General features: G+C 72.9%; 13 protein-coding genes. 4 read left to right on the forward strand and 9 right to left on the reverse strand.

What is annotated here, in order from left to right; genetic code table 11:
• Nucleotides 1-20 precede the first annotated feature (20 nt).
• The 3 genes from IEY75_RS09325 to IEY75_RS09340 form a co-directional block, all read right to left on the reverse strand.
• Nucleotides 21-725 carry a S1 family peptidase gene (locus IEY75_RS09325; RefSeq protein ID WP_229789477.1) on the reverse strand — a complete coding sequence of 235 codons (705 nt, stop codon included), beginning with the start codon at nucleotides 723-725 and terminating at the stop codon, nucleotides 21-23.
• A 1748-nt stretch (nucleotides 726-2473) separates the two neighbouring features.
• Nucleotides 2474-9286 (reverse strand): polymorphic toxin-type HINT domain-containing protein, encoded by a 6813-nt coding sequence (locus tag IEY75_RS09330; RefSeq protein ID WP_189113834.1) that lies wholly within the window; start codon nucleotides 9284-9286, stop codon nucleotides 2474-2476.
• Nucleotides 9287-9841: 555 nt separating this feature from the next.
• Complete coding sequence (locus IEY75_RS09340) at nucleotides 9842-10519, reverse strand: lysophospholipid acyltransferase family protein (protein WP_189113836.1); 678 nt, start codon at nucleotides 10517-10519, stop codon at nucleotides 9842-9844.
• A 201-nt stretch (nucleotides 10520-10720) separates the two neighbouring features.
• Here IEY75_RS09340 and IEY75_RS09345 point away from each other — a divergent pair, with 201 nt between their 5' ends.
• The 3 genes from IEY75_RS09345 to IEY75_RS09355 all read left to right on the forward strand — a co-directional run bounded on the left by IEY75_RS09345 (nucleotide 10721) and on the right by IEY75_RS09355 (nucleotide 14702).
• Nucleotides 10721-11476: a DUF308 domain-containing protein gene (locus IEY75_RS09345; RefSeq protein ID WP_189113837.1), complete on the forward strand. Its 756-nt coding sequence runs from the start codon at nucleotides 10721-10723 to the stop codon at nucleotides 11474-11476.
• 111 nt (nucleotides 11477-11587) lie between these two features.
• Nucleotides 11588-13021, forward strand: coding sequence for an alpha,alpha-trehalose-phosphate synthase (UDP-forming) (locus IEY75_RS09350; RefSeq protein WP_189113838.1), 1434 nt, complete (start codon nucleotides 11588-11590; stop codon nucleotides 13019-13021).
• A gap of 196 nt (nucleotides 13022-13217) precedes the next feature.
• A complete protein-coding gene (locus IEY75_RS09355; RefSeq protein ID WP_189113839.1) occupies nucleotides 13218-14702 on the forward strand; it encodes a M1 family metallopeptidase in 1485 nt (494 codons plus the stop codon).
• 15 nt (nucleotides 14703-14717) lie between these two features.
• Here IEY75_RS09355 and IEY75_RS09360 read toward each other — a convergent pair whose 3' ends face one another.
• The 6 genes from IEY75_RS09360 to IEY75_RS09385 form a co-directional block, all read right to left on the reverse strand.
• Complete coding sequence (locus IEY75_RS09360) at nucleotides 14718-15362, reverse strand: alpha/beta hydrolase (RefSeq protein ID WP_189113840.1); 645 nt, start codon at nucleotides 15360-15362, stop codon at nucleotides 14718-14720.
• Nucleotides 15359-16720, reverse strand: a complete 1362-nt coding sequence (locus IEY75_RS09365) for a flavin-containing monooxygenase (RefSeq protein WP_189113841.1) — start codon at nucleotides 16718-16720, stop codon at nucleotides 15359-15361. Before IEY75_RS09365 ends, IEY75_RS09360 begins: the two co-directional genes overlap by 4 nt.
• 108 nt (nucleotides 16721-16828) lie before the next feature.
• Nucleotides 16829-17488: an endonuclease/exonuclease/phosphatase family protein gene (locus IEY75_RS09370; protein ID WP_189113943.1), complete on the reverse strand. Its 660-nt coding sequence runs from the start codon at nucleotides 17486-17488 to the stop codon at nucleotides 16829-16831.
• A gap of 79 nt (nucleotides 17489-17567) precedes the next feature.
• The gene (locus IEY75_RS09375; protein ID WP_189113842.1) at nucleotides 17568-18521 is read right to left on the reverse strand and encodes an ROK family glucokinase; all 954 of its coding nucleotides are present in this window, start codon (nucleotides 18519-18521) and stop codon (nucleotides 17568-17570) included.
• Entirely contained in the window at nucleotides 18518-18964 is a 447-nt protein-coding gene (locus IEY75_RS09380; RefSeq protein ID WP_189113843.1) for a hypothetical protein, read from the reverse strand. Before IEY75_RS09380 ends, IEY75_RS09375 begins: the two co-directional genes overlap by 4 nt.
• On the reverse strand, nucleotides 18961-19404 hold the full coding sequence (locus IEY75_RS09385) for an SRPBCC family protein (protein ID WP_189113844.1): 444 nt from the start codon (nucleotides 19402-19404) through the stop codon (nucleotides 18961-18963). The genes IEY75_RS09380 and IEY75_RS09385 overlap by 4 nt, the downstream gene beginning before the upstream one ends.
• A 126-nt stretch (nucleotides 19405-19530) precedes the next feature.
• Here IEY75_RS09385 and IEY75_RS09390 point away from each other — a divergent pair, with 126 nt between their 5' ends.
• Nucleotides 19531-21327, forward strand: a complete 1797-nt coding sequence (locus tag IEY75_RS09390; RefSeq protein ID WP_189113845.1) for an AMP-dependent synthetase/ligase — start codon at nucleotides 19531-19533, stop codon at nucleotides 21325-21327.
• The last annotated feature ends 56 nt before the right edge of the window (nucleotides 21328-21383 follow it).

A 21383-nucleotide genomic window follows, 5' to 3' on the forward strand; every position in this document is an offset into this window, starting at 1 on the left:
GTGCGCGGGTACCGAGCCGGTCAGACGCCGGCCACCGAGCGGATCCACTCGCGGCTGGCGGCGACGCTGCCGTAGATCTGGTACGAGCTGCCGTCGCCGACCGAGCAGACGCCCACCTGCTCGCCGTTGTACATCTGCGGTCCGCCGGAGTCGCCCTTCCAGGCCAGCCCGTTGACCCGGCCGGTACGGATGCCCGGACCGCCCTTGCCGTCCTTGGCACTGGTGCTGGTCACCTTGACCCGCGCGGTCTTCAGCACGGGCGAGGCGGGGCAGTCGCGGCAGGTGCGGCCCCAGCCGTACAGCGAGTTCTCCGAGTTCGTCGCGGGGTCGGCGCTCGCCAGCCGGACCAGGACGGGGTTCGAGACAGGCTTCTTGAGCTTGAGTACCGCCAGGTCGTGCCGCACCGTCTGCTGCGCGACCTCGATCACCTCGCCCTCGGCGTGCCGCACCTTGCCGACCTTGACGGTCAGCCCGCTGCTGGCGCCGGTGTTGCCGACGCAGTGCTGCGCGGTGAGCACCCACTCGGCACCGATGACCGAACCGCTGCAACTGAACGAGCCGTTCTTGAACAGCGCGGCCGCCCACGGGGCGTCGGCGACCTCCTCGCCGTCGATGATCCGGTTGGCCGGCGCCGGCTCGGCGGCCGGTGCGGCGTGGGCGAGCGCCGGAATGGCGAGCAGGCCCGCGGCCAGCGCGCCGCAGAGGTGGGTCATTCTTCTGATCATCTTCGCTCCTCAGGGTGGGGGTGGTGGACGGAGGTCAGAGGACCGCGACGGATCCGATCCGCTCGCGGCTGGCGCGCCGGCACGGGTGACCGGTGAAACTGGGTCCTGGTCCGCCGAAATCATTCCTGGCATCCGGTGCGGTGTTCACCCGCACAGCCTCGGGGAACGACCCAGGCCCCGCGTCTCCGGTGATCTCCACGGGGCGGGACGGGGTCGCGTAGCCGGGACCATCGACGCGGCCGGGCGGCGGCAGTCGTGGTGAGGGGCGACGGCCATGGGCGTCCGTATGCGGCGGGGCTGCTGCCCACAAGGCGACCTCCAGGACCGACGGGTGAGGTGGACGGCTGGACATACAGTTGGTCGATCCGGCCAGCAACGCCGCGACATCTACAGACGCCAATATATGGCACTCGTCACGCCACGTCGATCGATAGATATCCGAAAATACGGACACATCACCATCATGCAAAGTGGACGCCTACCCGCACGCGGAACTTCCCAGGACAAATCAACACTGCGACTACAGACTAGTTTCGACTAAATTTTTCGACATTGGCTCAACGATTTACCGAGGATCCTTTCACTTGAATCTCCGATTGCCGTCCATACAATGGGCGCCCGTCACTCTCCTCATACAGTCCAAGGAAACCAAGTTGTCAGTAGTCACGAGTCGACATAGGCGCCATCCTGTTGACTCTCCATTGCCGCCGCAACTCGGGATTTCCGTACAGGCAGACTGCCACTCCATCATTACTGGAAGCGAGCAAAGCCATTTCTTGACAGACTCTATCCTCGATGATCGACAAGTCGCCTGCACGTACGCCGTCTAATCAACCAACATGGTTCCAAAACAGGCGCTCGAACCCACGAAGTATAGAGCGACGCAGTCGGCGCTAGCTGACCCGCGGCAGAGGTGACGCCGCCGTCGCGGCCAACAAACCGGCCCCCACGCCCTCGACACCGAACATCAAGCGCCGTCGCGACCTGAACACCGGCCGAAACGGCCCGTCCCAACAGTCAACAACGTGACCGGCCGAATCGGGCCAAAAATTTCTTTTCTTATATCAAGACCGCCCACGCTCACGCACGGGGTGAGGGCGGCGCGCTGCGCCTCAGGCCCGCACGCCGCCCCACCAACAGACGGTTGACCCTGTTACTCATCCGTAGCCGTAAACCCGAAACGTCCATCCGCACTGGCCAATGTTATCGGCAACTGTGACGGCAACCGGCCAGTACGCCAGCAGCCGCCCAGTGACCACCGACACTTGCTGCCACGAGTTTGCCACTCTCCGCGTCCCGACAACACTCCCGACAATACCAAAATGGTGCGGCCGGCGAGGAGGTCGCCGGCCGCACTCTCAACGATTGTTACGACGCCTACGAGGTCGATTCTGCACGTGGCACGTTACCTTCTATGACCATCCAAGCAATCAAGATCTTCGCGTCCTCTGAGAAAAGCAGCATGTGAGTAAGTGCGCCCACAGGTAGCGATCCAATCAGTAGTTGACCCTCGGCTGAGGCGAGCCCGCGGACAAATTCATCGTGACCGTGAAGAACTAACCCTGCGTTGCCAGCAATCTCGCCACGGACTTGATACGTGTCGACGAGATCGGACGCCCATACCGCTGTTACCTTGAGCGTCCGCCCCCTCAACGCCTCGATCCCCTGACTCGCGATGGTCGGCGGCAAACTGACTGCGAACTGAGTAAACTTGCCCGCGTGAGCATCTAGATCAATGTCAGTTGACCTCATTGCGGCAGCCTCACGTAATGATAGTGCTTAAGGCCCTTGACGGCCCCTTCGACTAGCACTTCACTTTCTCCAAACTTGTCAAGACCCATAGCTCTCATGTCGATAATTGGCCTTGTTCCGCGCCTCATCATCAACACGATTCCTCTACCAGACATTTTCGATGCGTGAGACTCGGCAACAGCTCGACTTGAGGTCCAGGAAGTGAAGGCACTATCGACAGACCCGTCATTGTGCTGCATCCAGTTACTGTTGCCACCGACCGGCGTGACGTCGCCCGCATGTGATGTAGCGAAGTCGCGGTGCTGTTCGTCTACGCCACGATAGAAGTGGTCTCCCTCATTCTCTGGGATGTCATCGCCGCAGTTGTGGACGAGGATCGGAGTGTTGCCGGCTAGGACATGGTAAGTGTGGAAGGTGGCGACCGTGAGGTCGTTCATTTCGGCGTTGCCACGGTAGCTGACCGTCTTCGCTACGCGGACGGGCTCGCCGTCGCTGCGCAGTCGCTCGCCAGCCCGCAGCTCCCCCGCATCGACCCACGCGCCCCGGGTCTCGCTCCAGAACGGATGGTTCTGCGTCGTACGCAGCACCTCATCCCGACCGCGCCCGTCCACGACCGTGACGTCGGTCAACGCCTGGTCCTGGTTCGTGAAGGTGCTGGTCACCTTCTCCACGCTGGACTGACGAGACTCAGGATCGGTCGCCAACACCTCGTCGCCGACCTGCACCTCGCCGATCGCCTTCGTGCTCCCGTCCCCCATGGCCACTTTGGTGGCGGGGTCGAAGCTGTGGCACTTGTCGCCGCCCGAGCCCCGGCTCGGTGCGCTGTCCGGCTTGCCCTCGGCGTCGGCGCCCCGCTTGGGACTTGCCTTGCCTCCCCCGTCCGCGCTTTTCGCGCTCGCCGCCGACTGTTTGGGCCGGGCCGGCGCCTCCGGCTTCGGCGCCGGCTTGGGTTTGGCCGCCGACGGGGGCGTCAGTTGCCGGGCCGCCTTCGTGGCGTCCTTGGCGTTGCCCGCCGCCTTCGCCACGTCCTTGGCGGTGTCGGCCGTCCGGACGGTGTTCTTCAGCGCCATGGCGCCCTTGGCCAGGAACTTGCCGCCAGGGATCATGCCCGCCGCGGACATCGCCGCGTTCGTCCAATCGCCCTGGGCGGCGTACCACCCGGCATTGATCCCGTTCGCGACCATCCCCACCGGACCGGGGATCATCCCCACCACGTCCAGCACGCCGTGGCCGACGAGGTTCCAGTTCCACCTGCCCCAGAACATCCCCGACGGGTCGGCGAAGGACAGGGGGTTGTTCCGGCCGTATCCGTACGCGTTGAGCTGCTGCGGGTCGCTGAAGTCCATCACCGGGTCGGGCGAGATGAACCGGCCGCTGGCCGGGTCGTACTCGCGCGCCCCGAGATGAACCAGGTTCAGCGACCGGTCGACGGTGCCGCCGACGAATCCGCGGCTGCCCGGCAGCGGCGTGTCCGCCCCCCGCGGCTCACCGAACGGCTTCGTACGCTGGCGGACCACCTGCTGGGAGACGGAGTCGACGGCGATCTCGCTGGTGCCGTTCTGGCCGCCGGTGAGCCAACTGAGCCCGCCGGATGTACGCACGGCTACGGTCTGCCCGCCGTGGCTGTAGTACCGCGTGCCCGCCGCTGTCTGCCTGGTTGGGTCCGGGTTGCGCAGGTCCACGCGCAGTTCCTGGTTGCCCAGGTAGAGGGTGGCGGACTGGTCGGTCTCGTCGCGCTTGACCAGCCGGTTGCCCTCGGCGTCGTACACGAAGGATGTCGACCTGCCGTCCTTGTGCGTGATCCTCTCGACGTGTCCCTCGGCGTCCCAGGTGAGCTTCTGGTCGACGGTGTCGCCCAGCTTGCGGCGCGTCATGCGACCGGCCTGGTCGTAGGCGTACTCGTCGCCCGTCACCGACCGGGAGCCGCGGGCCTGCACTGTGGTCTCGGCCTTGTCGACCGCGTGCGCCGGGAACTTCCCCGCGCCGAACGGGCGGAAGGTCTTGGCGACCGTCGCCCCGCCGGCCACACCGTGATCAATCTGCGCGACGCGGTTGCCCGCGGCGTCGTAGTCGAACGACTGCCAGTACGGCGCCGGCCCGCCGAGCACCTTGTCCGACGGCTCCCCCGCACAGTCGGTGGTCGCCTGCGCCCACACGTCCTTGACGCGCCGCTGGTGGTCGTACCGGAAGCACTGCGCCTCCCGGCCCCCGCGCGCGGCGTTCTCGGCGATCTTCAGGATGTTGCCGGTGGGGTCGTAGGCGTAGCTGACCTTGGAGTCGGCGTCGGGCGTCTTCTCCCGGTCGATCGCGACGCTGCTGAGCCGCCGGGTCCCCTCCTCGTACTCGTAGGTCTGCCAGGTCATCTCGCTGGCCTGCGTCGTCAGCAGGCCGCGCTGGAGCGGTTCGCCGAACGGCGAGTAGATCGTCTCGCCGACGTAGGTGTTCCGGGAACCGCGCAGGATGAGCGGCTGGCCGAGGGTGTTGTAGTAGGTCTCGACCTTCTCCTCGGGCAGGTCTCCGGCTGCGGGGTAGGTGACCGAGCCGACGGCGCCGTCGGCCTCGTAGGTGGCCTTGGAGACGTAGTCGCCGGCCAGCCTGCCCTCGGACCGCGGGATGGAGATCTTCGTCTCCAGCGGCCGGCCCGCCACGTCGTACCCCAGAACCTCCGAGGCGTAGGCGTTGCCGCCGACGTAGCGGGTCGCGGTGTGCGCGCGGCCCTTGCCGTTCGGGATCCCCGCGTCGTAGGTCCAGCCCAGCAGGGGCGTGTCACCCTGCTTCACCGAAGCCGGTCGGCCGAGCAGGTCGTACTCATAGTCCAGGGTCCTCCCCGCAGCCGTGACGCTGGCCACCCGGTCGAAGTCGTCGTAGGTGGTCGAGGTGCGGCCGGTGTCGGGGTCCACGGCGACGGTCTGCCTGCCGCGCAGGTCGTACTCGAACGACCACTCGTGCCCGGTGTGGTCGCGCACCCTGCGCATCCGGTCGGCGTGGTCGTACTCGTAGGTGGTGACGTCGGCGTCCTTCTCGTCGCCGGTCGGCTTCGGCGTGCGGTACTCCCAGAGCTTGGTGGTCAGGCCCTGGGCGTTGGTGAACGTGGCCCGCGGCGTCCCGCCCGCCGGCGGCGTCACGACGGTGTGGTCGCCGTGGTGGGACGTCGTGGTGGTCCACTCCTTGCCCGGCGCCCTGAAGGTCTCGGCGGTGGCCCGCCCCGCGCCGTCGTAGGTGGTCGTGGTCTGCGGCGCGTTGGCGCCGCTGTCGGCGACGTCGACGAGCTTGCCGTCGGGTGCGCGGTCGTTGAAGAAGGGGCCGACCCTGCGGACGGCCAGTCCGCGCGCGTCGTAGGTGGTGTCGGTGATGAGCCGGCCGAACCGGGTCTGCCTCTGCGTCTGCAGTGGCCGCAGCAGCGGGTCGTGGATCTCGTACGTCGTCGTGACGCCGCCACCGGACAGACTCCTGGTCGCGACGGTGCTGACGTCGTCGTTGCGGACCTGGTACTGGTACTCGTGGTTGGGCAGCAGGTCCTCCGCCCGGTCGGGCAGCCAGACCTTGCGGAGCCGGCCGAGGGCGTCCAGCTCCATCTTCGTGCGGGCGTTGTTCGGGTCGACGGTCTCGACCACCTCGCCGAAGGCGGGCGCGACCTTCGAGCTGGTCACGTGGTCCTTGGCGTCGCGGACCGTCATGCCCACGACCACGCCGCCGGGCCGCTCGTGCCGGTACGCCGTCGTGGTCTTCCGGCCCTTGACGTCCGTGCTGGTCAGGACCCGCCCGTACTCGTCGTAGGTGGACCGGCTCACCGCCACGTGCGTGGGCGCGCCGTCGCGGAAGCCGGACAGCTCCTCGGTCGCCACGACGTCGCCGTTGGCGGGCTTGTCACCACCGGCGTACCGGGTGACCACGTCGGACACCACGGTGTCCGCGGCCAGCCTGGCCCGCGCGCCCGTGCACGGCCGGGAGGTCGTGGTGACCCGGGACAGCAGGGTGAGCAGGTTCCGGTCGGTGTTGCGGGCGTAGGAGTAGTCCGTGCACGAGTCGTCCGCCGCCGCAGCGCCGGTGTTGCGGCCGTCCGGCCCGAGGTCCCCCTGGTCGTCGGACCGGTCCACCATGCCGTGGGCGTCGTAGTGGTGGACGATGCCGGTCCAGCGGGTGCCGCTGTCCAGCCGGGTGCGGGACTTCGTCGTCCCCGGCTGCGTCAGCCGCGCCTCGTCGTCGCCCTCGGTCGCGGTGGGAGCCGACAGCCACGGGGTGTGCAGGGTGGCGTTGACTTCCTTGCCCGTCTCGTCCCACTGGCGCTGGCTGAGTACGAAGCCCTGGAGCCGGTCGTGGTCGGTGACCCTGACGCCGTCCTCCGTGGTGCGGACGACCTGCTTGCGGCCGCCGCCGCGGTCCTCCCGGTCGCCGTGCATCCCCTGGAGGAAGGCCGCCTCGGCGCGCAGGCGCAGCGGGTCGCTCGGCGCGCCGGTCGTGGTCGTGACCTTCTCGAAGCCGCGGAACTGGCCCCATGTCTTCGTGTCGGCCTTCTGCAACTCGCCGTCGTCGTACCGCCACGCCGGGGTGGCGTACTCGTAGCTCGTCAGCTTCTGGTCACTCTCCAGCCCGATCCGTGAGTCCTCCCGGACGGAGCGGACCACGTACTTGTGGAACCAGTCCTCCTTGCCGTTGTCGGCGTCCTTGCGCCAGTACGACGGGAAGCACAGCGCGCGGTTGCTCTGCGGCGCGGGCCGGGCCGCGGGGCACGACGGCTCGCTGTAGCGCACGTCGACGACGCCGCCGGACTCGGTCTGGATGGCGCTGAGCCGAAACTTGCGGAACGGCAGCGAATTCTTCTCGTTGACCCGGTTGGGCAGCGCGACGCCCTTGCCGAAGACCGTCGGCGGCAGCGTGATCGCGTCCTTGCCGGAGCCGCCGGTGTGGGTGACCGAGTCCAGCCACAGCGCCGGGCTCTCCTCGCCCGCGTCGGGGAAGTCGTGCGCGAGGTTCCAGGTGTCCACGTCCTGGTACGCGCCGCCGACGTGGATCTGCGTGGTGATCCGACTCATCCGCACCCGGGTGAAGAACGTCGGCGACCACTGGCCCTTGCACTTGGGCTTCTTGTCGTCGGCGCGCGGCGCGCAGATCTGGTCGTGGGGCACGTCCCGCCAGGCGACCGCCGTGGTCGGGTTGAGGCCCTCCTTGCACGTGACCTTGGGCGACGACATCGGCTTGCAGCGGGCGTCGACGCCGAAGACGACCCGCATCGGGGCCGGCGCGGCGGCCTCGCCACCCTCGCGCCCGCCGTACTCGATGCGCTCCAGGAAGCTGCCCCGGTCGTACTCCATCACCTTCGCGTCGTCCGCCGCGGCGGCGTACTTGTTGGTCTCCTTGTTGTAGTAGTACGTCATCGAGTTGCCGTGGACGTCCACGGTGTAGTCCAGATTCCACCGCCAGCCCTGCCGGCAGTGGGCGTCCTTGAACTCCGCCTTGTGGCACGGCTCGCCCTCGTCGTCGCCGAACACCGGCACGGTGAGGGTCGAGTCGGTCCCCTCCCCGTCGGCGTCGGTGCGCTTGGTCCTGCCGAAGTGGTGCCGGGTGCCGTCGGTGGTGGTGACGACGAAGTACTCGCCGTCGTCGTCGCCGTTGGGGGCGCCCCGGCGGCGCTCGATCCGGGTGCCGTCGTCGGACTTCAGCCGCCACTGGTCGGTCCCGGACCTCACCAGCTCGCCGTTGCGGCCGCCGAAGGACATCGTCAGGTGGTCGCCCTTGCCCGGCCAGCACAGGTCGTACCGCGACTTGCGCTTCTTCGGGTCCGCCACCGGCTCCGGGTCCTTGTGGCCGTCGTCCAGGCAACTGCGGTACGACCGCTCGATGAAGCCGGCACCGGCGAAGTCGAAGCCCTCGCCGACGACCGACGGCTGGGCGTTCGTCGCGCCGGTACGGCCGTCGGTCGTCCCGGAGTTGTACTGCAGCGACAGCTCCGGCGCCGGACCCGCCAGCGCCGGGGGCATCCGCAGGGGGTAGCTCCAGTTGAAGGCGCCCGAGTTCCCGCTGACCTGCCAGCTCCCGGCCGGCGACAGACTCGTCGCCTGGAAGGTGCCGCCCTGGCCCGAGGCCCCGCCCGCGATGGCGAGCAGCGGCTCGTCGGCCGCGCCGCGGCGGGCCGCCGGGATCGCCGGAACCTCGGCCCGCAGCAGCCGCGCCCCGTCGTCCGAGCTGGTCGGCAGGAGCGTGGTGTTGCCGCACTCCTCGCCGTCGCAGGTCGGCGTGGTCACGAACCGGGCACGGGTGGTCCAGTCCGCGCCGAAGCTGTCCGCGAACGCCGACAGGTCGACCTCCAGGCCGACCGTGCCGGCCGCCGCGCCGCCGTCCGCCCGGCTGATCCGCATCGGCAGGCCGGCGACGCCAACCCGGTCGGCGGTCTCCCGGTCCAGGACCTCCACCCGCACCTTCGCGGGTACCTGCGCGGGAGTCAGGCCGGCGCGGCCCTGGGGGGCCACCACCCGGACCGGCAGGCTGCCGACCTTCTGCGGGTCGCCGCGGCGACCCGCCGGGGCGACCGCGACCTCCGCCGAGGCCGCCTCCGGCCAGGCCGCCCGCGGCTTCCACTCCGCGTGCTTCGGCGCCGCCGCGGGGCGCAGTCCCTGCGGCTTCACCGGCACCGACGCGGTCTTCTGACTCTCGGGCCGGCGGGTGTCGCGGTCCACGGCGGCTGCCGGTACCTGGACCAGGCCCGCCGCCAGCACGCCGAGGGTGGCGGCGGCGCCCCAGCGGCGCCAGCGGGCGGCTCCCGACGGTCTACCGGCCGGCGGGCCGGTTACGCGAGCTTTCGCACGCAACATGACGATCTCCTTGTGAGGGGATGGGTGCGGGCCGCGCAGGCGCGCGGCCCGCGGGCTTCAGCGGTGGCGCCGGTTGACGCGGGCGAGGTCCGCGACGGCTGCCGGCGGGAGGTGGCCCTGGTAGATCCGTACGTCGTCCAGCACGCCCGCCAGGTGGTCACGCCACAGGCCGTTGCGGCGCTGTCGCCCCCGCGCGAGCGCCCCGCTGCCGGGCAGTCCGGGCCTCGGCGACCGGGCGGCCGTCAACGTAGAGCACGAGGGTGCCGGTCGCCGCCTCGAAGGTCACAGCCAACTGCTGAGGACCGCGGTGTCCCTGTCCAGTCGCGGCGGCGCGGGACGCAGAACTCGGTGCGGAGTGGACGGTGCGGCGTGGACGGGTGTCGGCGCGAGCATGGCTGTCGCCAGTCCCGCGGCCAGCAGGTAACCTCGATTTCCGGTCGCTGACACGACCTTCCCCGATCTCCCCCGTGATCGATTCATGTATCAGGCACCATGAATCCCACCCCGGGGAGGTCGGGGAGTCACCACAAGTGACAGGTACCCGACACGACGCGGCTAGGGCGCGCCGGCCTTGGCCTGCTGGGCGTACATGTCGACGTACTCGCGCCCCGACAGCCGGCGCAGCTCGTTCATGATCTCGTCGGTGACCGCCCGCTCCACGGCCCGGTCCCCGAGGCGGTCGGCGTACCGGCTGAAGTCCATCGGCGGCCCGAACCGCATCCGCGGCCGCATCAGCCGCGGCCACACCTGACCGGGGGGCTGCACGACGTCGAGGTTCAGCATCGCCACGGGTACCACCGGCGCCCCGCTCTCCAGCGCCAGCCGGGCCACGCCCGTCTTGCCCCGGTACAGCCGGCCGTCGGGCGACCGGGTGCCCTCGGGGTAGATGCCGGCGAGCGCGCCCGCGCGCAGGATCCGCAACTGGGTCTCCAGCGCCGCGCGGGCCGCCCGGCCGCCCGCGCGGTCGACGGGGACGACGCCGGTGCTGACGAAGAACATTTTCGTCAACCACCCTTTCAGGCCACGCCCGGTGAAGTACTCCGACTTCGCGACGAAAGTGATCTTTCGGGACACGACGAGCGGCATGAAGATCGAGTCGGAGAAGGACAGGTGGTTGCTGGCGATGATCGCCGGTCCGGTCGACGGAACGTACGCTCGGCCCTCGACCTTCGGCCGGAAGACCAGGCGCAGCAGCGGCCCGAGCAGGACATACTTGAAAAGCCAGTACAGCACCGGTGCCCTCTTCCCCGCCGGGTCGGCGGCCCGCCGGCCGCCCATGCGTGGCGGCGTCCCGTCCGCGCGCCCGGCCCGGGACTAGTTTTCAGCGTACGGATGTTGCCGGGGACGGGACAACGCACTCCCGCCGGAGCGGGTGGGCGTGTCACCATGCAGACGACGAGCGCGGCGGGCCCGCGCGGGGTGCGGGGAGGCACAGTGGGCGTGGGTGAGGCCGGCCGGGAGCGCCGCGACAACGGGCTGGTCGCGGCTGCCTACACCGCGGCCGCGGACGTGGACCCCCGCCTCGGCGAGCGGGTGCTGAGCGTACTGGCGGCGGCCGGCATCGCGGCGTACCTCCAGGCCACCCAGCGGCCGGCTCCGCCGGACCGGCCGTCGGCGGAGCGGCTGTACGTGGACCACGCCCAGGTGGCGGCCGCGCACGACCGGCTGCGGGCGTTCGCCGGGGAGCCCGGCAGCGGCGCGTCCGTGCAGAGCCCGGGCGCCGCCCCCGCCGGCCGCGCGGAGATCGACGCCGCGTTCGCCGACATCGTGGCGGGCTACCACCTGTCGGCCGACGCCCCGCACGACCCGGGCCCGGTCCGGCCGGTCGAGGGCGGGCCGGCCGGGCCCACCCAGATCGACCTGCGCGGGTTCGGGCTGGCGCCGCAGGAGCCGACCCTGCTGGACGCGTTCGACTCCCTGGGCGCCGGGCTGCCCGACGAGGACGAGGACGAGCGGTACGTACCGCCGCCGCCCCCGCCGCTGCCGCGCGTGTCGAAGTACACGGTCGCGGCGGTCGCGGCCCTCGTCGTCGGTTTCGTGTTCTTTCTCGCGCCGGGCCTCGTGCCGCGCATCGACCCGCTGCTGACGACCCTGGTCGGCGTCGCGCTCCTGCTCGCGGGCGCCGGCACGCTCATCGCGCGGATGCGGACCGGTGACGACGACGACCCGGGCGACGGCGCCGTCGTCTGAGGCCGGCTCACACGGTAGTCCTCTCGTAACATTTGGTCACAACGATCGTGGCGCGTGGGGCGCGTGGGGGTGCCCCGGGTAGCGCGCGGTCGCCGACCGTACGGAGGCAGCGTGCAGCGCAGATCCCTGGTGGTCGTCACCAACCGCCTACCGTTCGACGAGTCGGTCGCGCCCGAGGGCGCCTTCGACTGGCAGCACAGCAGCGGCGTCCTCGTCTCGCCGCGGCACGCCCACCTGCGGGAGGCGCCCGTGACGTGGGTCGGCTGGTCCGGGCACGCCGGGCCGCCGCCCGAACTGCCCGACACCCGCGGGCTGCGGGTGCGGGCGGTGCCGCTGAGCGAGGAGGAGATCCGGTACCACTACGAGGGGTACGCCAACGCCACGCTCTGGCCGCTGTACCACGACGCGGTCGAGCACCCGACGCACCACCGGCGCTGGTGGGAGGCGTACCAGCGGGTGAACCGCCGGTTCGCCGCGCGCACCGCCGAGGTGGCCGCGCCGGGCGCCGTGGTGTGGATCCAGGACTACCACCTGCAACTGGTCCCGGCCCTGCTGCGCGAGCTGCGGCCCGACCTGACGGTCGGCTTCTTCCTGCACATCCCGTTCCCGCCGCCGGAGCTGTTCATGCGGCTGCCGCGGCGCGCGGAGATCCTGCACGGGCTGCTCGGCGCCGACCTGGTGGGGTTCCAGCGGGAGCGGTCGGCGCGCAACTTCCGGCTGGCCATCGCCGACGCCTGCGGCATCGAGGCCGGCCAGGGGCCGGTGCGGGTCGACGGCCGGCAGGTGCGCACCGGCGTCTTCCCGGTGTCGGTGGACACCCCGGCGGTGGCGGCGCTGGCCGAGGCCCCCGAGGTCCGGGCGCGGGCGGCCCAGATCCGGGAGGACCTGGGCAGGCCGCGCACGGTCCTGCTCAGCGTCGACCGGATGGACTACACCAAGGGCATCGAGCACCGGCTCAAGGCGTACCGGGAACTGGTCGCCGACGACGTCCTGACCGCGCCGGACACGGTCTTCGTGCAGGTGACGGTACCCAGCCGCGAGCGGGTCGACCACTACGAGCGGCTGCGCGAGCGGGTGGAGCGGGAGGTCGGGCGGATCAACGGCGAGTACGGGCGGGTCGGGGCGGCGCGCGTGCACTACCTGAGCCGGCCACTGGACCGGGTCGAGGTCGCCGCCTTGTACCGGGCGGCCGACGTCCTGCTGGTCACCCCCCTGCGGGACGGGATGAACCTGGTCGCCAAGGAGTTCGTCGCCGCCCGCACCGACGGCGGCGGCGCGCTGCTGCTCAGCGAGTTCGCCGGGGCGGCGGCGGAGCTGTGCGACGCGTACCTGGTGAACCCGCACGACACCGCGGGGATGAAGCGGACGCTGCTCGCGGCGGTCGGCGCCGACGCGGCCGAGAACCGGCGCCGGATGGCGGCGATGCGCGCGCAGGTCACCGGCCACGACCTGCACGCCTGGGCCGAGCTGTTCCTGGAGGCGCTGGTACCCCCGGCCGCCGACCTGGCCGCGCCGCGCGGCGCGCCGCTGCTGGCCACGAGCTGAGCCGGGCGCCGGGGCCACCGACGGGCGCGGCCTGGTTTCCGGCACCGCGGGCGAACCGGCCCGGCGCGGCGTCCCGGCAGCTATAGCGTGGCAGGGAGCGACCTTCCGGGTCGGCGCCGCCGGGTCACTACCGCCCGACGGCGGCCTGGCCCTACGATCCAGCGACCACCCTCGATCCACCCGTCGGAGGTTCCTGATGCGCAGGCACGCCCGCTCCACCCTCATCGCCGCGCTCGGCGTGGCCCTGGTCGCCGCGGCCGGCACGCCGGCCGGCGCCCGCCCGCGCGGCCCCCAGCCGGGCGCGGCCGGGATCGGCGACAGCTACTACCCCGGGTACGGCAACGGCGGCTACGACGTCGGCCACTACGACCTCGTGACGCGGTACGACACGGCCACCAACGAGCTGACGGCCACCGCGACCCTGACCGCCAGGGCCACCCAGGACCTGTCGGCGTTCAACCTGGACCTGTTCGGCCTGACCGTCGACGCGGTGACCGTCGACGGCGCGCCGGCCCGCACCGCCCGCGCGGGCAGCGAGCTGACGGTCACGCCCGCCGCCGCCCTGGCCGGCGGCGCCACCTTCCGCACCGTCGTGCGGTACCACGGCAGGCCGCAGCTCTACGACATGCCGCACACCGGCAAGTCCGGCTGGTTCCGCACCAGCGACGGCGTCGTGGTCACCGGGCAGCCCGAGGGCGCCGCGTCCTGGTTCCCGTGCAACGACCACCCGCGGGACAAGGCCACCTTCACGTTCGCGATCACGGTGCCCAAGGGCAGGACCGCCATCGCCAACGGCGTGCCCCGGGGCACGGAGGCCGGCGCCGACGGCTGGACGACGTTCCGGTACGCCGAGGACAGCCCGATGGCGCCCTACCTGACGACCGCGACGGCCGGGGACTTCAAGCTGACCGTCAGCGACCACGGCGGCCGGCCGGTGGTGTTCGCCAGCAAGGGCGCCCCGTCGGCGCCGCTCAGGCGCACCCCCGAGGTGGTGGACTACCTGGCCGGGCTGTTCGGCCCGTACCCGTTCAGCTCGATGGGCGGGATCGCCGGCGGCGATGTCCCCGGCCTGAGCTTCGCGCTGGAGATCCAGACCCGGCCGGTGTACAGCGGCAGCGCCAGCGACCTGTCCACGGTGGTGCACGAGAACGCCCACCAGTGGTTCGGCGACAGCGTCGCCCTGCACGACTGGAAGGACATCTGGCTCAACGAGGGGTTCGCCACGTACGCGGAGTGGCTGTGGGCCGACGCGCACGGCGGCCCCAAGGCCGACGCGACGTTCCAGCAGCTCTACAAGCAGCCGCAGAACGCCGGCCACTGGGCGCCCGCGACCGCCGACCCGAAGGTCGCCGGACTGTTCGGCTCCTCCGTCTACACCAAGGGCGCGATGACCCTGCACGCCCTGCGCCGCACCGTCGGCGACGAGAAGTTCTTCGCCGTCGTGCGGGCCTGGGCGGCCCGGAAGAAGAACGCCAACGGCACCACGGCGGAGTTCGTCGCACTGGCCGGCGAGGTCGCCGGAAAGGACCTGTCGGCGTTCTTCCAGAACTGGCTGTACGCCACGACGAAGCCGCCGGCGCCGCCGCGGGCGCTGCGGCCCGTCAGCACCCTCGACGCGCGCGCGGCCCGGGCGTACGTGGCCGCGTTCGCGGTGCGGGAGGCCACCCACCGGCGCTTCTGAGCCGGCGGCCCGGGGCTACCGGCGCAGGTGGTCCAGCCAGTCCAGGATCGCCTCCAGCGCGCCGATCCCGGCGTCGCTGGTGAGCAGGTCGGCGCTGCGGCCCGGGAACAGCAGCGGGCCGCCGCCGTAGCCGGCGGCCTCGGCCGCGAGCGCCGCCGCCGAGGTGCCCGGGTCGTCCGGGCAGCCGGCGACCAGCACCGCGGGGGCGCCGGCCAGCGCCTCGGGTACGCCGAGCCGCCAGCGCCGCCAGCGCCCGAGCGGGGCCGGGGCCAGCAGTACCGCCGCGGCGGCCGGGTACCGGGCCAGGGCGTACCGGGCGACGACGGCGCCGTGGCCGAAGCCGACCAGGACGCCGCGACGCGGCAGCCCGGCGGCGACCTGGACGACGTCGTGCACGCACGTGCGCATCGCGGCGGCGGTCCGCGGGGCGGCGCCGGTCCGCGGGCTCAGCGCGTACGCCGGGTGGCCGCGGCCGGCGGCCCGGTCGAGCCAGCGGGCGGCGAAGCTCTCGGCGCCGTGCCCGCGGTCGGGGAGCATCAGCAGCGGCGGCCGGGGCGGGTCGGCGTCGTCCTCGGGCGTGGCGTGCAGCACCTGCCGGGCGTGCGGCAGCACGGGGTCCGCCCAGTCGGCGGTGCGCACGACGCGGGGGCGGCCGGTCACGGGCGGGACTCCATCCGGTCGAGCAGGTCCTGGAGGGCGGCGAGGTAGCGGTGCGGGTCGACCTCGGCCCAGTGCCGGTCGGAGTCGACCGTCGGCAGCCGCAGCGCGCCGGTCCCCCGGAACAGGGTGGGGCGCACGGCGGCCGCCCGCGCCGGGTCGGCGTGCCACAGCCGCAGCCAGCGGGCCGCGGCCACGCTCTGCCAGTGCAGCATCACCGGCGCCCCGCCGGGGAACTGCGGCAGGCCGACCACGGCGAGGGTGGGGTGGTCGGGGGCGAACAGGTGCAGGCCCAGCCGCGGCCGCTCCCCGCCGCCGAGCAGGTCGTCGGGCAGGAAGTCGTGGCGCGGGCGGTAGCCGGTCGCGAAGACGACGACCTCCGGGTCGATGGTCCGGCCGTCGGCGAGGATCACCCCGTGCGCGGTGAACCGGTCGATGTCGGCGACCGGGGTGACCAGGCCGTGTCCGATGTGGTGCGGGAGCATCGAGTTCACGGTCGGGTGGGTGCCCAGCGGCGGGTGGTCGGGGCGGGGCAGGCCGAGCCGGGTCGGCTCGCCCACCGCGTGCCGCAGCAGGCCGGCCAGCAGCCGGCGCCGCCAGCGCCGGGGCAGCCGCAGCGCCCGGAGCCGGGCCGCGGCCTGGTCCAGCGGCCGGCCGAGGAGGTACTTGGGGTACAGCCAGTAGCCGCGCCGGGTCGAGTACCAGGTGGCTGCCGCCGGGCTGGCCGCCGCGACAGCCAGGTCGGCGGCGGTGTTGCCGCCGCCGACGACCAGGACCCGCCGGTCGCGCAGGGCGGCCGGCTCCTTGCACTCGGCGGCGTGCAGCAGCCGGCCGAGGTAGGCGTCCTGGCCCGGGTACGCCGGCAGCACCGGGTCCCAGTGGTGGCCGTTGGCCACGACCAGGCCCGCGTACCGGGTGACCCGCCGCGGCCCGGCGCCGCCGGTACCGCCGGTGCTGACGTCCCAGCGCAGGTCGTGGGTGGGGCTGACCCGGTGCACCTCGGTGCCGAACCAGATGTCGCGGCGCAGGTCGAAGTGCGCGGCGTAGCGCTCCAGGTAATCCCGGAACTGGCTGTGGTGCGGGTAGTCCGGCCAGTGGTCGGGCATCGGGAAGTCGGGGTACCCGGTCAGCGGCCGGGACGTGATGAGGTGGGTGGCGGCGGTGACGGGGCTGCGCTCGTGGCGCCAGTTCCACAGCCCGCCGACGTCGGTCTCCCGCTCGTAGCAGTCGACCTCGAAGCCGTGCTCGCGCAGGTTCTTGACCGCCGCCAGGCCGGCCGCGCCGGCCCCGATGACGCAGACCGCGCCGCCGCGGTCGGCCGACACCGCCCCGCCGTCGGCGACCGCGGAATCGTTGCTCACCTGTCCTCCTCGTCACCTGCCGGCCCGCGGGCGGCGTGCGTCCCGCCGGTCGGCTGCACAGTGGATCCTGCCCCGCGGCGTCGCAGGGTGTAAAGCGCGCCCCGGCGCTCAGGGCAGCGCGAGCCGGGCGAGCACCGGGAAGTGGTCGCTGGCCCGGCGGCTGTCCGGTGTGTCCAGGACGTCGTACGCCAGCAGGCGCGGCCCGCCGGCGGCGAGCAGGACGTCGATCCGGCGGCAGGCGCCCGCGACGGGGTACGTGGGGCGCGCGTCGCCGGCCTCGACCGCCAGGTCCGTCAACCCCTCGGCGAGGGCGCGGTAGGCCGGCCCGCCGGGGTCGTCGTTGAGGTCGGCACCGACGATCAGCGGCCCGGCCACGGCCCGGGCGGCCGCCGCGAACAGGCGCGCCTGCGCGGGGCGCTCGGCCGGGTCGGTGGACAGGTGGGTACCGGCGACGGTGAACCGGCGCCCGGCCACCACGCAGTCGACGAAGGTCGCGCCGCGCAGGTGCCGCCCGGGCGTGAGCGGGTACCGCAGCGACCGGCCGGCGGTGACCCCGACCCGCAGGCTGGTCAGGACGACGTTGCCGAGCGAGGGCAGGCCCCCGGCGGCGACGACCAGGCCCAGCCGGTGGGCGAGCCGGGCGCAGGCGGTCCGCCAGCGCCAGCGCCGCGGTCCCTCCTGGACGATCACGACGTCCGGCCGGGCGGCGCGCACGGTGGCGGCCAGGGCGCTCAGGTCGTCGCGCTGGGTGTGCACGTTGTACGACATGACGGTCAGTGCGACCACGGGTCACCCTCCCCAGAGTGTGCCGGCCCGCGGGGGGCCGGGCCGGTCGTGCGCCGGGCGGCTAGCCGCCGCGGGCGAGGTCCGCCGCGCCGACGACCCCCGCGTCGTTGCCGCGCACGGCGGCCGTGACCGTCGCGGCGGGGTAGCGCCCCCGCCGGCCGAGCTGCTCCGCGTACGCCGCCCGGGCGGGGGCGAGCAGGAGTTCGCCCGCGTCGGCGACTCCCCCACCGACAACGAACGTGTGCGGGTCGAGGATCTGCGTCCAGTCCGCGCAGGCCGCGCCGAGCCAGCCGCCGATCTCGGCGAACGCCGCGCGGGCGACCGGGTCGCCGGCCCCCGCGGCCGCCGTGACCATCGGGCCGCTGACCGCCGCCGGGTCGCCGCCCGCCCGGCGCAGCAGGTCCGCCGCCGCGGCCGGGTCGGCCCGCGCGCCCGCGCGGGCGGCCTCCACCAGGGCGGTGCCGCTGGCGTACCGCTCCAGGCAGCCGCGCCGCCCGCACGGGCAGGGCCGGCCGTCCGGGACGACGCGCACGTGCCCCAGCTCGGCGGCGATCCCCTGGGCCCCGCGGTACAGGCGGCCGCCCAGCACGATCCCGCCGCCGACACCCGTGCCCACGGTCACCATCACCATCGTGGCGCCGGGGTCCGCGGCGGCGCAGGCGCCGAACCGGTACTCGGCCCAGGCGGCGACGTTCGCGTCGTTCTCCACCACCACCGGCAGGCCGACGGCGGCGGCGACGGCGTCGCGCAGCGGCTCGTCGCGCCACGGCAGGTGCGGCCCGTACCGGACGACGGACCGGCCGGCGTCGATCCAGCCGGCCGCCCCGATGCCGACGGCCGTCACCGGGTGCTGCGCGGCCAGCCCGGCGGCCACCTCGACCACCTGGGCGCGCAGCTTGTCCGGGTCCCCGGCGCTCGTCGGGCGACGGAGCCGGGCGACGATCCGGCCCGCCGGGTCCACCACCGCGGCGGCGATCTTGGTGCCGCCGATGTCGATGCCGACGGCCAGGCTCATCCGCGCGGCTCCGCCACCGGCCGCCGGATCGGCTTGCGGACCGCCTTCTTCGCCATGGGCGTGGGCGGCGGCCCGTCGGCGTCCCGGGTGGCCGTGCGCCAGGCGTCCGCAGGCGCCGGCCGCGCGTCCCCGCCGGACGCCGGGCCGGGCTCGCCAGCGGACTGCCGCGCCTGCGCCCCGTCGGCCGGGGCGGTGGCGCCGGCCTCGGCGACGCTGCGCAGGAGGCTGGTCAGGCCGGCGGCGAAGTCGGCCGCGCCGGCCGCCAGCCGCTCGGCGAACTCGGGGCTCGGGTCGCGCAGCGCCGTGATGGCCCGGCACAGCGGGCACACGCAGCACGGGTTGCCCTCGGCGAGGCCGTCGACCCGCTGGGCGGCGGTGGACGCCATCGCCAGCGCGGTGGCGACCAGCCGCTGCGCCTCGTGCCGGGCGGCGGAGCCGGTCACCGCGCCTCCGCCCGCGTCTTCATCTCCCGCAGGGCGGTGTCCAGGATCTTGCGCTCGGCCTTCTTCTTGAACATCCCCAGCATCGGGATCGCCAGGTCCACCGACAGCGTGTACGTCACGTCCGTCGTGCCGTCGGCGTTGCCGACGATGTCGTACGCGCCGTCCTGCCGCTTCTGCACGCTGGAGGGCGCCGCCAGGTGCCACTGGATCCGGGACAGGTCGGCCGCGTACTCGTAGACCAGCGTGTACTCGTCGGCGAACATGCCCGCGTCCACCGCGAAGCGGACCTCGTGGGCGTACCCGTCCTCGTACTCGCTGAGCACCTCGACGGTCTTGATCGCGTCGACCCAGCCAGGGTACGACGCGAAGTCGCAGATCACCTCGGTGACCCGCGCCGCCGGGGCGGCGATCTGAATTGTCTGTGTCGAGGAGTCCGCCATGCGGGCAGGCTACCCCGTACCCCACCCGATTCTGGCTACCGTAGGGGCAGGCGTCGCCGAACGGGTCGGCGCCGCGCCCTTTCCGCGCGCGCGGAACCCGCGGGGGCGTGGACGAGACGAGGTGCCATGCGCGAGTACACCGTGTCCCCGCTGGTCGAGTTCGCCCCGGACGAGCACCTGACCGACCCGGTGTGGCGGCACGCCGCCAGCCACCCCGAGCATCCGGCCGTCCTGCGCCCCGACCCGGCCGGGGGGTGGACCCCGGTCACGTGCGCCGCGCTGCACCACGACGTGCGCACCCTCGCCCGCGGCCTGCTCGCCGCGGGGATCCAGCCGGGCGACCGGGTGGGGCTGATGAGCCGCACGCGGTACGAGTGGACGCTGGTGGACTACGCCGTCTGGGCGTGCGGCGCGGTGACCGTGCCGATCTACGAGACCTCCAGCGCCGAGCAGGTGGCGTGGATCCTGTCCGACTCCGGCGCGGTGGCCTGCGTGGTGGAGACCGACGCGCACGCCGACCTGGTCGGGCACCCGGCCGCGCACCTGCCGGAGCTGCGCGAGGTGTGGCGGATCGACGCGGGCGACCTCGCCGCGCTCGCCGACCGCGGCGCCGACGTGCCCGCCGAGCAGGTCGAGGCCCGCCGGGCGGCCGCCGGGATCGACGACCTGGCCACGATCATCTACACCAGCGGCACCACCGGCCGCCCCAAGGGCTGCGAGCTGACCCACCGCAACATGTACGCCGATATCGGCAACGCCCTGCCGCTGCTGCGCGGGGTGTTCGACGAGAACGCCACCACCCTGCTGTTCCTGCCGCTGGCGCACGCCTTCGCCCGGCTGATCCAGATCGGCGCGATCCAGAGCCGGGCCACCCTGGGCCACACGGCGGACCTGCTGAACCTCGCCCAGACGATCCGCGAGTTCCGGCCGACGTTCCTGCTGTCGGTGCCGCGGGTGTTCGAGAAGGTGTACAACACGGCGCGGCAGAAGGCCGCCGCCGAGGGCAAGTCGACGATCTTCGCGCGGGCCGAGAAGGTCGCCGTCACGTACAGCCAGGCCCTGGACACCGGCGGCCCGGGCCTGCCGCTGCGCCTGGAGCACGCCCTGTTCGACAGGCTCGTGTACCGCAAGCTGCGCGCCGCCCTCGGCGGCCGGTGCACCGGCGCGATGGCCGGCGGCGCCCCGCTGGGCGCGCGCCTGGCGCACTTCTTCCGCGGCGTCGGGATCACCGTCTACGAGGGGTACGGCCTGACCGAGACCTCCCCGGCCGCCACGGTCAGCCTGCCCGGCGCCACCCGGATCGGCTCGGTCGGGCGGGCGCTGCCCGGGGTCGGCCTGCGGATCGCCGACGACGGCGAGATCCTCATCGGCGGCGACATCGTGTTCCGGGGGTACTGGAACAACCCGGCGGCGACCGCCGAGGCGCTGACCGGGGACGGCTGGCTGCGCACCGGCGACCTCGGCGCCCTGGACGACGACGGGTACCTGCGCATCACCGGCCGCAAGAAGGAGATCATCGTGACGGCCGGCGGCAAGAACGTCGCCCCGGCCGGGCTGGAGGACCAGCTCCGCGCCCACCCGCTAGTCAGCCAGTGCATGGTCGTCGGCGACGGGCGGCCGTTCATCGCCGCCCTGGTGACCCTCGACGAGACCGCCCTGCCGGCGTGGCTGGCCGCCCACGGCCGGCCCGCCGACACCGCCCTCGCCGAGCTCCGCGACGACCCGACGCTGCGGACCCAGCTCCAGGAGGCCGTCGACGCGGTGAACGCCACCGTCTCGCAGGCCGAGTCGATCCGCACGTTCCGGGTGCTGCCCCGCGACTTCACCGAGGCCACCGGCGAACTGACGCCGTCACTCAAGGTCAAGCGCCGCGTCGTCCTGGAGCAGTACGCCGACGAGGTGGAGCGGCTGTACCGGCGGTGACCGCGGCGCGCCCGGGGGCCCGCGGCGCGCCCGGGTGCCGGGCCGGGCCCGCTCCG

This window comes from Pilimelia terevasa (assembly GCF_014647915.1).
Classification (GTDB): domain Bacteria; phylum Actinomycetota; class Actinomycetes; order Mycobacteriales; family Micromonosporaceae; genus Pilimelia; species Pilimelia terevasa.